This is a genomic window from Streptomyces sp. NPDC050145 (assembly GCF_044460245.1).
Taxonomy (GTDB): Bacteria; Actinomycetota; Actinomycetes; order Streptomycetales; family Streptomycetaceae; genus Streptomyces.
This window is the reverse complement of sequence record NZ_JBITJS010000001.1, coordinates 179,857-193,019: the sequence shown is the minus strand read 5'-3', so window position 1 is coordinate 193,019 and position 13,163 is coordinate 179,857. Positions and strand designations below refer to the sequence as shown.

General features: G+C 71.6%; 11 protein-coding genes. 2 read left to right on the top strand and 9 right to left on the bottom strand.

The window, feature by feature from the left end:
• Positions 1–44: 44 nt before the first annotated feature.
• The 3 genes from ACIBTU_RS00920 to ACIBTU_RS00910 all read right to left on the bottom strand — a co-directional run bounded on the left by ACIBTU_RS00920 (position 45) and on the right by ACIBTU_RS00910 (position 4,359).
• Positions 45–1,391, bottom strand: a complete 1,347-nt coding sequence (locus ACIBTU_RS00920) for a DEAD/DEAH box helicase (protein WP_399124212.1) — start codon at positions 1,389–1,391, stop codon at positions 45–47.
• Between the two features lie 255 nt (positions 1,392–1,646).
• Positions 1,647–3,308: a histidine ammonia-lyase gene (hutH, locus tag ACIBTU_RS00915; RefSeq protein ID WP_399123727.1), complete on the bottom strand. Its 1,662-nt coding sequence runs from the start codon at positions 3,306–3,308 to the stop codon at positions 1,647–1,649.
• Between the two features lie 97 nt (positions 3,309–3,405).
• On the bottom strand, positions 3,406–4,359 hold the full coding sequence (locus ACIBTU_RS00910; RefSeq protein ID WP_399123726.1) for a PDR/VanB family oxidoreductase: 954 nt from the start codon (positions 4,357–4,359) through the stop codon (positions 3,406–3,408).
• Between the two features lie 188 nt (positions 4,360–4,547).
• On the opposite strand from ACIBTU_RS00910, the gene ACIBTU_RS00905 reads away from it, so the two are divergent.
• Complete coding sequence (locus tag ACIBTU_RS00905; protein WP_399123725.1) at positions 4,548–5,753, top strand: cytochrome P450; 1,206 nt, start codon at positions 4,548–4,550, stop codon at positions 5,751–5,753.
• A gap of 19 nt (positions 5,754–5,772) precedes the next feature.
• Here the strand turns inward: ACIBTU_RS00905 and ACIBTU_RS00900 are convergent, their stop codons facing one another.
• Positions 5,773–6,570 carry an IclR family transcriptional regulator gene (locus ACIBTU_RS00900; protein ID WP_399123724.1) on the bottom strand — a complete coding sequence of 266 codons (798 nt, stop codon included), beginning with the start codon at positions 6,568–6,570 and terminating at the stop codon, positions 5,773–5,775.
• 220 nt (positions 6,571–6,790) lie between these two features.
• On the opposite strand from ACIBTU_RS00900, the gene ACIBTU_RS00895 reads away from it, so the two are divergent.
• A complete protein-coding gene (locus tag ACIBTU_RS00895; protein ID WP_399123723.1) occupies positions 6,791–7,528 on the top strand; it encodes a glucose 1-dehydrogenase in 738 nt (245 codons plus the stop codon).
• A 30-nt stretch (positions 7,529–7,558) separates the two neighbouring features.
• On the opposite strand, the gene ACIBTU_RS00890 is transcribed toward ACIBTU_RS00895, so the two are convergent.
• The 5 genes from ACIBTU_RS00890 to ACIBTU_RS00870 form a co-directional block, all read right to left on the bottom strand.
• The gene (locus ACIBTU_RS00890) at positions 7,559–8,200 is read right to left on the bottom strand and encodes a TetR/AcrR family transcriptional regulator (RefSeq protein WP_399123722.1); all 642 of its coding nucleotides are present in this window, start codon (positions 8,198–8,200) and stop codon (positions 7,559–7,561) included.
• A gap of 176 nt (positions 8,201–8,376) precedes the next feature.
• The gene (locus ACIBTU_RS00885) at positions 8,377–9,135 is read right to left on the bottom strand and encodes an ABC transporter ATP-binding protein (protein ID WP_399123721.1); all 759 of its coding nucleotides are present in this window, start codon (positions 9,133–9,135) and stop codon (positions 8,377–8,379) included.
• Complete coding sequence (locus ACIBTU_RS00880) at positions 9,132–10,949, bottom strand: ATP-binding cassette domain-containing protein (RefSeq protein WP_399123720.1); 1,818 nt, start codon at positions 10,947–10,949, stop codon at positions 9,132–9,134. Before ACIBTU_RS00880 ends, ACIBTU_RS00885 begins: the two co-directional genes overlap by 4 nt.
• A 2-nt stretch (positions 10,950–10,951) precedes the next feature.
• A complete protein-coding gene (locus tag ACIBTU_RS00875; protein WP_399123719.1) occupies positions 10,952–11,809 on the bottom strand; it encodes a branched-chain amino acid ABC transporter permease in 858 nt (285 codons plus the stop codon).
• The gene (locus tag ACIBTU_RS00870; protein WP_399123718.1) at positions 11,806–13,011 is read right to left on the bottom strand and encodes an ABC transporter substrate-binding protein; all 1,206 of its coding nucleotides are present in this window, start codon (positions 13,009–13,011) and stop codon (positions 11,806–11,808) included. The genes ACIBTU_RS00875 and ACIBTU_RS00870 overlap by 4 nt, the downstream gene beginning before the upstream one ends.
• Positions 13,012–13,163: the final 152 nt, after the last annotated feature.

Below are 13,163 nucleotides of genomic sequence, written 5' to 3'. Positions count from 1 at the left end.
CGGAGCGCTGAGCGCTGAGCACCGATGTCCCCCGGCGCGGTGGCTCAGCCGCCGCGTCGGACCCGGGCCGCCTTGCGGGCCTCCGCGAGTTTGCGGGCCTCGCTGCCCTTGCGGGACGGCTTGGCGCCGGAGGCGCCGCCCTTGGTGTCCTTGCTGGTGCCGATGCCGCGGAACGGGGCGTTCTGGTTCTTGGGACGTGACGAGGGTCCGCCGTCGAGGGGCGTGCCGGAGGGGACCCGGGCGCCGGTGATCCGGCTCAGCTCCGCCTCGCCGGACCGCACCTTGGTGACCTTGGCGGTGACGTCGGCGTCCGCCATGACCTGGCTCGTCTCGCGGCGCTGTCCCGAGAGGGCCAGGGTCACGACGGTGCCGGTGCGGCCGGCCCGGGCGGTGCGGCCCGCGCGGTGCAGGTAGTCCTTCGGGTCGGTGGCCGGGTCGACGTTGACCACGAGGTCCAGGTCGTCCACGTGCAGGCCGCGCGCGGCGACGTTCGTCGCCACCAGCGCGGTGACCTGCCCGTTCTTGAACCGGGCCAGGGTCGCGCTGCGCTGCGGCTGGGACTTCCCGCTGTGCAGGGCGGCGGCGGGCACACCGCTGGCCCGCAGGTGCCGGGTGAGCTGGTCGACGCCGTGCTTGGTGTCGAGGAACAGCAGGACGCGGCCGTCCCGGGCGGCGATCTCCGTGGCGACGGACCACCGGTCGGGGCCGTGCACGACGAAGACGTGGTGCGCGATGCCGGAGACCGCGTTCGACGAGGGGTCCACGGAGTGGACGGTGGGGTCGCTCAGGTAGCCGCGCACCAGCTGGTCGACGTCGCCGTCGAGGGTCGCCGAGAACAGCATCCGCTGCCCGTCGGGCCGTACCTGGTCGAGGATCTCGGTGACCTGGGGCAGGAACCCCATGTCGCACATCTGGTCGGCCTCGTCCAGGACCGTGATGCGGACCCGGCCGAGGCGGCAGCCCTTGCGCTCGATGAGGTCGTGCAGGCGTCCCGGGGTGGCGACGACGATCTCGGCGCCGTCCCGCAGCGCGGCAATCTGCCGGCTGATGGACACGCCGCCGACGACGGTCGCGAGCCGCAGGTTCAGGGCCTCCGCGTACGGGGTGAGCACCTCGCCGACCTGCTGGGCGAGCTCCCTGGTGGGCACCAGGACGAGCGCGAGGGGTTCCTTCGGCTGGGCGCGCCGGCCGGCGGTCCGGGCGAGCATGGCGAGGCCGAAGGCGAGCGTCTTGCCGGAGCCCGTGCGGCCCCGGCCGAGGACGTCCCGTCCCGCGAGGGCGTTGGGCAGCGTCGCCGCCTGGATGGGGAAGGGCACCGTCACGTCGTGCTCGTCGAGCGTCCGCAGCAGCGCGGCCGGGAGTCCCAGTTCACTGAAGGACGCGGCGGGCACGTCGTCCTGCTGCCGGGCGTCGGCGCGTGCTGAATCGCTCACAGAGAGCCTTCCTCCGAAGGGACCGTACCGAGGAAGGCGCGGCGGGGGACGCGGCCGCCGGCCGGAGCCCCGTACGGAGCGGCGACGCGGCGAGGCCACAAACGCACAAGGCTAGCACGGGAGGCCGGCCCGGCCCTCTGTGATCAGCAGCCGCAGGGTGAGGGGGCGACCACGCGCCGCCCCCTCACCCGCCCCCTGCCGCCTGCCGCCTGCTCAGGCGGGCTCGTGCGCGTGCACGGTGCGTACGGCGTCGACGACGGCGCCGCGGTGCACGAGGTCGATGGCCGCGCGGACCCTCGGGTACATGACGACGTCCTGCGTGATGTGGTCGACGGGCCGGCCGTCCGCGGAGCGGGTCGAGCGCAGCATGTCGAGGACCGCCCGGCTCGCGGAGGACAGCGCCGAGCGGTCGGCGTCCTGCTCGGCGAGGCGCAGTTCGAGTGCCTGCGCCGCCATGAGGAGCTCGATCCCGATGACGGCCTCGATGTTGGCGACGACCTGCCGGGCGTGCCGGCCGGCGTTGTTCGCCATCGAGACGTGGTCCTCCTGGTTCGCGCAGGTCGGGATGGAGTCGACGCTGTCGGGGTGGGCGAGCGTCTTGCAGTCCGACACCAGGGCGGCCGCCAGGTACTGCGGCAGCATGTAGCCGCAGTCCATGCCGACCTTCTCGCTGGCGACGAGCATGTCGGGCAGTCCGCGGTTGAGCGAGCCGTCGTCGAGGCGGAACAGCCGGCGTTCGGCGATGCTGCCGATCTCGGTGACGGCGATGGAGAGGAAGTCCGCGGCGAAGGCGAGGTACTCGGCGTGGAAGTTGCCGCCGGAGACGGCCTTCAGGGAGCGGCCGGCGGGCAGGTCCGGGAAGACGAGGGGGTTGTCGGTGGCCGCGTTGATCTCGGTCTCGACGATGCCGTGCACGAAGCGCAGGGTGTCGCGGACGGGGCCGAGGACCTGCGGGGTGCAGCGCAGCGAGTAGGCGTCCTGGGGCGGCCTGCGGGTCGGGTCGCGGTCGACGTCGCCGTCGATCAGGGTGCTGTCGCTCAGCAGCTGCCGGATGCGGGCGGCGGACTCGATCTGTCCCTGGTGGCCGCGGGCCTCGTGGATCTGGGGGAGGAACGCGTCGCCGAAGCCCATCAGGGCCTCGATGGACATCGCGGCGGTGATCTCGGCGGTGGCGAGCAGGTTCTCCGCGTCGGCGACGGCGAGGGCGACCTGCGCGGTGGAGAAGGACGTGCCGTTGGTGAGGGCGAGTCCTTCCTTGGCGCGCAGGGTGATCCGCTCGATCCCGGCGTGCTTCATGGCGGCGACGCCGCTCATGAGTTCCCCGTCCCAGAACGCCTCGCCGCTGTCGATCTCGGCGTCCTCGCCGGCCGGGCGGGACAGCACGATCGCGAGGTGGGCGAGCGGGATGAGGTCGCCGCTGGCGCCGAGCGAGCCGTACTCGGGGACGGCTGGGTGGACGCCCGCGGAGAGCATGCGCGCGAGGGTCTCGGGCAGTGCGGAGCGGACGGCCGAGTAGCCGCGGGTGAGGCTCGCGGCGCGGATCAGCATGGAGGCGCGGACGACCTCGTGGTCGAGGTGGCGGCCCACGCCGCTGGCGTTGGAGACGATCAGCCGGCGGGACAGTTCGGCGGCGTCCTCGACGGTGTCGAAGGCCTGGCGTCCGGCCAGGGAGCCGAAGCCGGTGTTGATGCTGTAGATGGGCTCGACGGGCTTCCCGGCGCGCATGTCCTCGATGATCGAGCCGACCCACTGCTCGCTGGCGCGCATGGCCTCGACGGCCTTGGCGCCGACGACGACCTCCCGGCCGTCGCGGGCGACGGCGACGAGGTCGTCGAGCGAGACGGGCGCCTCGCCCAGGGTCAGGGGCTCGGTCATGGGTTTCCTCCTGATGTCGGTTCCGTACCTCGTCGCGCGCGACGGTGTCGCGGCACTTCTCATGATGGGCAGCCGCGACGGCGGCGGCCCGCGGCCCTCACACGTCGAGGACCAGGCGCTCCCCGCGGCACCGCGAGACGCAGATCATCATCGTGTCGCCCGCGGCGCGCTCCTCCTCGGAGAGCACGCGGTCGCGGTGGTCCGGCGCGCCCTCGAGCACGCCCGTCTCGCAGGTCCCGCACACGCCTTCCCGGCAGGAGCTGAGCGACCGTACGCCGGCCGCGGACAGCGCGTCGAGGATCGACTCGTCCGCGCCCACGGTGATGTCGCGGCCGTCGCGGGTCACCACGGTGAACGGGCGGTCGTCCGCGCGTCCCGCGGCGTCGGGGGCCGCGGTGAAGTGCTCAAGGACGAGCCGGCTGCCGGGGCGGTTCCCGGCGTAGCCCTCGACGGCGGCGAGCAGGCCGGCCGGTCCGCAGGCGTACAGGTCGGCGTGCCCGGCTCCCAGGCGGTCGAGTGCGGTGGCGACGTCGATGACGCCGGACTCGTCGTCGCGGTGCAGGACGACCTTGTCGCCGTACTCGGCCAGCTCGTCCGCGAAGGCCATCGAGGTCGCCGAGCGCCCCAGGTAGAGCAGCGTCCACCGCTTGCCCGCGGCTTCCAGCGCGGCGGCCATCGGCAGGAGCGGCGTGATCCCGATGCCGCCTGCGACGAGGACGTGCCGGTCGGCCGCGAGGTCCAGCGGGAAGGTGTTGCGGGGTGTGCTCACCAGCAGGTGGTCCCCCACCTTGACCCGGTCGTGGAGGTGGGCGGATCCGCCGCGTCCCTCGAGTTCGCGCAGGACCGCGATCCGCCAGCGCGCCTCGTCGGGGCCCGACGAGAGGGAGTACTGCCGGACGAGGTCGCGGGAGAGCACGACGTCGATGTGGGACCCCGGGGTCCACGCCGGGAGGACCCGGCCGTCGCGCGACGCCAGGACGTAGGAGACGACATCCTCCGCCTCCCGCGTCACCTCCTCGACCTTGACGGTCACGAACTGCTGCGCCGACATGGCTCCTCCGTCTCCGCACTCGCCGTCCGCGGGGCGCGTCTTCCGGCGCCCCGAACACCCGCATCGTGCTGACGTCGGCCGGGGTGCGGCAACGGTGGTTCTCAGCAGGTGATAACGGCCGTGTCCCGGGCGTCCGCTACGCGCCTACGGTTCGGCACGTCCACCCGTACCGATCCGAAGGGGGCCCCATGACCGGGACCGCCGGCCACGTCGTCACTTCCGTCCTGGACGACCCGTACGACGACGCCAGCCTGACCGATCCGTATCCGCTGTTCGCCCGTATGCGCGACGCCGGACCCGCGGTGTGGCTGGAGAAGTACGGGGTGCACGCCTTCACCCGGTTCGAGGAGTGCCGGCAGATCCTGGCCGACCACGAGACGTTCATCTCCGGGGCCGGGGTCGGGCCGCGCAACTACCACCAGCAGCCGCCGTGGCGCCCCGCGGGCATCCTGGACTCGGACCCGCCGATGCACACCCCGCTGCGCACGACGATGGCCGGGGTGATCTCGCCGCGCAACGTGCGGGTGCTGCGGGCCGCGTTCCAGAAGTTCGCGGTGGAGCTCGTGGACCGGGTCCTGGACGAGCGGGAGTTCGACGCGATCACGGACCTCGCCGAGCTGTTCCCGATCGAGGTGTTCGGCAACGCGGTCGGCATCCCCCGCGAGGGGCGCGCCGAGAACCTGCTGCCGCACGGCGCGATGAACTTCTCCGCGTTCGGCCCGGAGGACGCCCGCTACGACGCCTACTTCGCCGCCGGCGAGGGGACCGTGGAGTGGGTGATGAGCAACTGCGCCCGCGAGAACCTGACTCCGGACGGGCTCGGCGCCAAGATCTGGGAGTACGCGGACCAGGGTGTGATCAGCCCGGACGAGGCGACGCGGCTGGTGCGCGCGCTGCTGTCGGCGGGCCTGGACACGACGGTGCTGTCCATCGGCAACACCATGAAGTGCCTGGTCACCAACCCCGCGGAGTGGGCGGCGCTGCACGAGAACCCGTCCCTGGCGCGGTTCGCGATCGACGAGGCGCTGCGCTTCGAGTCCCCGTTCCAGTCGTTCTTCCGTACGACGGCGCGCGAGACGGTGATCGACGGGGTGCGCCTCGAGGAGGACACGAAGGTCGCGCTATTCATGGGCGCCGCGAACCGGGACCCGCGCAGGTTCGGGGAGGACGCCGACGCGTACCGGATCGAGCGGGACGCGTCCGGGCACCTGGCGTTCGGCATCGGTATCCACCAGTGCGTGGGGCAGCCGATCTCCCGCCTGGAGATGGACGTGCTGTTCAGCGAGCTGGCCCGGCGGGTCCGCACGGTGGAGCTCGCGGGCGAGCCGGTGCCGTTCCTGCACAACACGCTGCGGGGCTGGAAGAGCCTGCCGGTGCGGATCACCCCGGCCTGAGGCCGGGCGGGGCCGCCGCTCAGCCGGTGGGCGGCGGGCCGGCGCGGTGCTCCAGGATCTCGCCGAGCCGCAGCCCGGCCGCCTGGAGCCGGCCGCGGGCGTGCCGGCGCCAGTCCGAGCCGCACCGGTTCTCCGGTCCGGCCACGGTCAGCGCGCACAGCACCTCTCCCCCGGCGACGACGGGCACCGCCACGGCGACGGCGCCCTCGTTGAGCTCGCCGCGGGTGACGAGGAAGCCGCGCCGGCGGATCTGCTCGATCTCGCCCGCGAGCTGGGCGCGGCCGAGGGTGCGCGGGGTGATGCTGCGTAGTGGCTGCTGGAGCACGTGGTCGATGACGGTGCGCGGGGCGTGGGCCAGCAGGACGCGCTGGCCGGCTCCCGCGTAGAGCGGCAGCAGTTGGTTGATGCGGAAGGCCATGCGCAGCGGCTGGGCCGACTGGGTCTGGCGCAGGCACATGGCCTGGGTGCCGACGCGGACGGTGAGGACGGCCGTCTCGCCGGTGGTCTCGGTGAGTTCCTCGAGCACGCCCTGGCCCAGTTCGACGAGGCGGGTGTGGGTGAGGTGCTGACCGGAGATCTCCAGGAGGCGCCAGCCGGGTGCGTAGGTGCCGCCGCGCTCCTCCACCAGTTCCATGTCGCGCAGGGTGCGCAGGTACCGGTAGACGGTGCTGACGGGGATGCCGACGTCGGCGGCGATCTTCTCCACCCGGGCCTCGCCGGACTCGGCCACGGTGATGAGTACGTTGAGTCCGCGCTGGAAGGAGCCTGCCGACGACGTGCCGGTACGCTCCGCGCGCTCGGGGACGGACGGTGCCACGGAGCCTCCCTCGGCCTGGGACCACGACCGTGCCGCACGGGAGGGCCCCGCGCACACCCCCTTCTCACACTGTGAGAATCACCCTCTCAGCTGTCGGCGCGGCGCCGCGGGGAGCGCGTGTTCCGGTGACCGGGACGGGGGCCGGGCGCGGGGGCGGGGTCCGCTGCGAGCATCACGCCGCACACGGCAGACGGCCGTCGACGGGTACGGAGGGCACAGGATGAACGCACGGGCGGACGGCAAGGTGGTCGTGGTGACGGGCGGCGCGCGCGGCATGGGCGCGGCGTTCGCGCGGCGCCTCGTCGCGGAGGGCGCCAAGGTGGTGGTCGGCGACATCCTGGTGAAGGAGGGCGAGGCGCTCGCGGCGGAACTGGGTGTGGAGAACGCCCTGTTCACCGAGCTGGACGTGACGAGCGAGGCGTCGTGGGGCGCGGCGGTGGCCCGTGCGCGGGAGGCGTTCGGCGAGGTGACGGGGCTGGTGAACAACGCGGGTGTCGTGCACCGCTGCCCCGTCGAGGAGCTGTCGGAGGCGGACTACCGCCGGGTGATCGACGTCAACGAGGTCGGTGTCTTCCTCGGCATGAAGACGGTGCTGGCCTCGATGCGGGCGGCCGGCGGCGGCTCGATCGTGAACATCTCCTCGCTGGGCGGCGTCATCGGCTTCCCGTACATCATCAGTTACGTCGCCTCGAAGTGGGCCGTGCGCGGGATGACGAAGGCAGCGGCGCAGGAGTTCGCGCCGTACGGCATCCGCGTGAACTCGGTGCATCCCGGCATGGTGGCGACGGACATGACGGCGGACTCGGAGCGCTCGCACGAGTCGGTGAAGCACCAGCCGATCCAGCGCCAGGCCGCGCCGGAGGAGGTCGCCAACATGGTCCTCTACCTGCTGTCGGACGAGGCGAGTTACTCGACGGGCGCGGAGTTCCTGGTGGACGGCGGATACGCCAGCCAGTGAGCGGCCGGGTCCGCGCGACCGGGGGCCGGACTACGCGGTGTGGAGGCCTCCGTGGAGGACCAGGAGGAACTGCACCGCGACCGCCTCGTGCCGGTACGTGCCGCGCGGGCGGTACCAGCGGACGGTGGACCAGATCGCGTCGCGGATGAAGCGGTAGGTGAGGTTCACGTCGACGTCGGGGCGGAACACCCCGGACTTCTGGCCCGCCTTGAGCACGGAGAGCCAGATCTTCTCGATCTTCTTGCCGGTCCGGCCGACGTACTCGAAGCCGGGCCGGCTGCTGAACATGGTCAGTTCGTTCTGGTAGAGCGCCACCGCGACGGGTGAGTCGTGGATGGCCGCGAAGGAGTGGCGGACGAGCTCGTCGAGCACCTGCTCCGGGTTCTCCCCCTGCTGCTCGATCGCGATGAATCGTTCGAGGAGCGGGTCGAGGAACTCGCGGAGGATCTCGTCGAGCATCTCCTCCTTGGAGCTGAAGTGGTGGTAGAGGCTGCCCGACAGGATGCCCGCCTCGTCGGCGATGTCCCGGACGGTCGTCTGGGCGTAGCCGCGCGTGGCGAACATTTCCGCGGCGATGCCGAGGAGTTCGCCCCGGCGCCGCGAGCCGCTGTTGCCGCCGGCCCTGGATCCGCGCCGTGTGCTCGCCGGCTGCCCGGACCGCCCTGCCGCCATGTCGTCCGTCCCTCCTGGCAGGGGGACGTTCCCCCACCAAGCAATTGCTCGATCCGCCAACGATCCGTCACTACTACCCCCGGTAAGCGCAGCTTGCCACACCGGAGCGCGGCACGCCCCGGCCCCCGCCGACGGTGCTCGGCGGGGGCCGGGACGGGGTGCGGCGGGCGGCGGCTTCAGGAGCCCGGAGCGGGTGTTCCCGGTGACGGGGTCCTGCCGAAGTAGGCGTCCTGGAGGTCGTCCACCTCATCGGCGGGCGAGGACAGGACGACGCGGCCCATGTCGAGGACGGCCACGTGGTCGGCGACGGCGACGGACGCCTCGACGGCCTGTTCGACGAGCAGGATGCCGATGCCGGTCTCCTTCAGCCGGCCGACGGTGTCCATGACCTCGTTGACGATCACGGGGGCCAGGCCACCGGACGGCTCGTCGAGCATGAGGAGCTTCGGTCCGGCCATGAGGGCCTGCGCGATGGCGAGCATCTGCTGCTGGCCGCCGGACATGGTGCCGGCGAGCAGCGCCCGCTTGTCTCCGAGGACGGGGAAGAGCTCGTACATCCGCTCCGCCTCCTCGCGCAGCGCGGGCCGTTTGAGACGGCGGGTGTAGCCGCCGAGCAGCAGGTTCTGCTCGACCGTGAGCGCGTGGAAGACGCGCTTGCCTTCCTGGACATAGGCCATGCCCCGCTTCACGCGGGTGTGCGCGGCGGCCTTCGTGATGTCCCGGCCGGCGAGTTCGACGCGGCCCGCGATCGCCTTGTTGAGGCCGGAGACGGCGCGCAGCGTGGTGGTCTTGCCCGCGCCGTTGCGGCCGAGCAGGACGGTGAGCTGTCCCGGCCAGACCTCGAAGGAGACGTCCCAGACGACCCGGAGGTCGCCGTAGCCGGTGCCGAGTCCGCTCACCCGAAGGATCGGTTCGCCGGGCTGTTGTGTCGTCATGAGGTCTCCCCCGAGGTGGTGGCGGGTTCCACGCCGAGGTACTCGCTGAGGACGCGCGGGTCGCGCTCGATCTCCTCCGGCGGGCCGGTGGTGATGAGTTGCCCGTGGGCGAGGACGGCGATGTCGTCGGCGAGGGAGAGGACCAGCCGGAAGTTGTGCTCGACGAGGACGACGGTTCCGCCGGCGTCCCGGATCTGCCGGATCAGCGCGGCGAGCCGCTCGACCTCGTGCTCGTCGAGGCCGGACGCCGCCTCGTCAAGGAGGAGCACGCCCGGTGCGTCGATCAGGGCGCGGGCCACCTCGAGGAGCCGGCGCATGCCCAGGGGCAGCGACACGGCCTCGGCGTCGCGCAGATGGCCGAGGCCCACCAGCGCGAGCATCCGCTCCGCCTCCTCCAGGTCCTCGCGGCGCACCCGCCGGAACCGTGGGGTGCGCAGCACGGCCGCGAGGACGGAGGCGCGGTGTCCGGTGTACCGGCCCGACGCCACCGCTTCGAGGACGGTGACTCCCGCGGGGATGTTCGGCGTCTGGAAGGTGCGGGCGACTCCGGCGCGCGCGACCCCGTCGGACGGGAGCCCGTGCAGGGCGGTGCCGTCGAGGGTGATCTCGCCCGCGTCGGTGCGGTAGAAGCCGCACACCATGTTCAGGAGTGTGGTCTTGCCGGAGCCGTTGGGTCCGATCAGCGCGGTCACGGTGCCGGGGCGGGCGTCGAGCGAGACGTCCTTCAGGGCCTGGTTGCCGCCGAACGCCTTGGACACGTTTCGGATCGCGAGGGTCGCCCCCTGGAACGGGGGGAGCTCCGGTGCGGGTCCCTCGTCCGCCCCGACGGCGCTCTCGGCGTGCTCGGCCTTCCGGTCGAGCCGGTCGAGTCGGGCGGCGAGCACGCGGAAGACGCGGGCGAGTCCGCCGGTGAGGAGGACGCCGCCGATGACGAGGAAGGCGCCGGTGAAGACGAGCGCGTACTGCTGGAAGCCCGAGGACTGGTTGGGCCCGAACTGCATGATGGCGGCGCCGACCAGCGCTCCGTACACGCTGGCGGAGCCGCCGAGGATGGATGCGGACAGGACGGTGGTGGCGAAGGCGAAGGAGAATGCCTCCGGGGAGACGTACAGGTCGAGGTTGGCGAAGAGCGCGCCGGCGAGGCCCGCCGGGATGGCGCCGAGCGCGTAGGCGAGGAGTTTCATCCGGAAGACCGAGATGCCGGTGGACGCGGCGAGGACGGGGCTCTGCTTGAGGACGCGCAGGGCGATGCCGTGCCGGGAGGTCACGATGTTGCGCAGCACGGCGAACCAGAGGATCGCGACCACGGCGATGACGAGGTAGAAGCCGGTGCCGTCGAGCAGGGAGCCGAACAGGGTGGGGCTCTGGATGCCGCTGAGGCCGTTCCGCCCGCCGGTCGCGCCGGGGAAGACCGCCAGCACGTCGGGGACCAGGAGGACGAGGAAGAACGAGGTCATCGCGAGGGACCAACTGCCCAGCCGCAGCCCAGGGATGCCGGTGACGATGCCCACCGCGAGCGCGCCGAGGCCCGCGAGCAGCAGTTGGAGCAGGATGTCGGTGTGGCCCGCCTTGGAGAGCAGACCGGCGACGTAGGCGCCGGAGGCGTACATCGCGGCCTGCCCCAGGGCGAGTTCACCGGCGTATCCGAGGCTGAGGTTGAGCCCGCTCACCACGAGGGCGAGGATGAGGGTGAGCTGGACCTGACGGGTCGTGGAGAAGTCCAGGCCCGCCCACGGCAGGACGAGGACCAGCAGTCCGAGCGCCAGGGCCGGGGCCCAGCCCGGCACCGCGCGCACGGTTCGCCACAGGGCCATGGTCACACCGTCCTTTCCTGGACCCGTACGAAGAGGCCCGCCGGTCGCACCAGAAGGATGGTGACGAGGATGACGAAGACAGTGATGTTGGCGTAGGCGCCGCCCAGGTAGCGGGCGGCCAGGGCCTCGGCGAGGCCGACGACCAGGCCGCCGACGAGCGTGCCCGGCATGGAGCCGAACCCGCCGATGGCCAGGACGACGAAGCCCTTGAGGGCGAGGGACGCGCCGAGCGTGGCCACCGCGAAGGTCTTGGGGCCGACGAACATGCCGAGCACGCCGGCGACGGCGCCGGAGAACGCGAAGGCGCCGAAGGCGAGCCGGCGGACGTCGACGCCGCGCAGCATCGCCGCCTCGCGGTCCTCCGACATGCCGAGCAGAGCGAGGCCCACGAGGAAGCGGCGGCTGAGCCGGGTGAGCGCCCACACGAGGAGGACGGCCACAACGACGAGCGCGATCTCCACCGGGTAGGTCTGGCCACCAAGGAGCCGCATGACCTCGTTGCCGCCGAAGAACGGGACGTTCAACGGCTGGGTGCCCCACACCAGTTGGGTGACTCCGTTGAGGAGGATGGAGACGCCGAGGGTGGTGACGAGGATGTTGTGCGGGTCCTTGACCGGGCGCACCGCGAGCCGTTCCTCGACCGCCGCCAGGGCGAGGACCGAGGCGACGGCGAGCAGCATGACGACCGGGACGGACAGCTTCCAGGTGACCAGGCCGGTGTACGTGACGAACGCGCCGACCATGATGAGCTGGGCCTGGGCGAAGTTGAACGTCTTCGAGGAGATGAAGACGATGTTGTAGCAGACGGCGACGAGCGCGTAGACCGCCCCGAGGGCCAGCCCGCCCCAGATCAGCGTCACTGGAACTGCCCGTCCTTGATCTCGGACGGGGCGATGAACAGGAACACCCCCGCGTCGGCGTTCGGCCGGTGCGCCGTGGTGCTGAAGTGGTAGTCGTTCAGGATCGCCGTCTTCGCCTTGCCCTGGACGGACTGCTCCTCGAGCGCCTTGGCGAGTGCCTTCGGGTCGTCGAGCGAGCCGGCCTTCTCGGCGGCCGCGGCGATGAGGGGCAGCGCGTCGTAGTTGTAGCCGAGGATCAGCGTGGAGCGGATCTTACCGAGGGACTTCATGGCCGCGACCGCCTCGTTCATGGCCTTGTCCCCGGCGTCGTACTTGGTGCTCGTGTACACCTGCATCACCAGGTTCTTCACCTGGTCGGTGCCCAGGACCCCGGCGGGCGGCGGCGTGGAGATCAGGCCCGTCGCGGAGACCGAGGTGTTGGCCACGACCGGGACGTTCCAGCCGAGCTTCTTCATGCTTTTCAGCAGGTAGCCGACCGGGGCGCCGTAGCCGTCCATGATCAGGGCGTCGGGGCCGGCCGCGCGGACCGCCTGGAGCTGCGGGGTCATGTCGAGCGCGGCGACGTCGTACTCCTCGCTCTTGACGACCTTGATCCCGGCGTCGTCGAAGGCCTTCGTCATCTCGGCGTCGAAGGTCTCCCCGTAGGAGCTGCTGCCGTGGATGATGCCGACCTTCTTGTATCCCTTGTCCTTGAGGTGGGGGATGAAGCCCTTGGCGTAGTCGGAAGGGCCGGGCGACAGGTCGAAGTTGAGGGGGAACGCCTTCGGGTCCGAGGAGTCGGCGGTGGGGCCGACGTTCATGGACAGGATGTTGTTCTGCTTCAGGATCGGCAGGACGGCGGCGGTGACAGTGGACGGGCCGGAGTCGAGGAACAGGTCCGGCTTCTTGTCGGAGTTGATCGCCTCGCGGAGCTTGGTGACCGCGGTCGTCGGGTCGCCCGCGTCGTCCACCACGGTGACCTCGACCTTGCGGCCGAGTATCCCGCCCGCCGCGTTCACCACCTTGGCGCCGGCCTTCGCCGAGAGCACCGAGGTCGCCGAGTTGTCCGCGAGGACGCCCTGCGCGCTCAGGCCACCGGTGACCAGGACGCGGTAGGGCTCGTCGGCGCTCTTCCCTTCCGTGGCCGAACCGGCCCCACAGCCCGTGAGGGTGAAGGCGACACCCGTGGCCGACGCGATCACCGCAACGATTCGTCTGTTCATTTTCAACCCTTATGGAGAGCCGACGGAGAGTCGATGGAAGTCGATGGAAAGTCGATCGGAGAGCCGAGGAAGCGCCGCTACCGAACCAAGCGCTTGTTAGTGCCGCGAAACGTAGCACGGTGAATCGCGCACCGGTCAAGCATTTGTTTGGT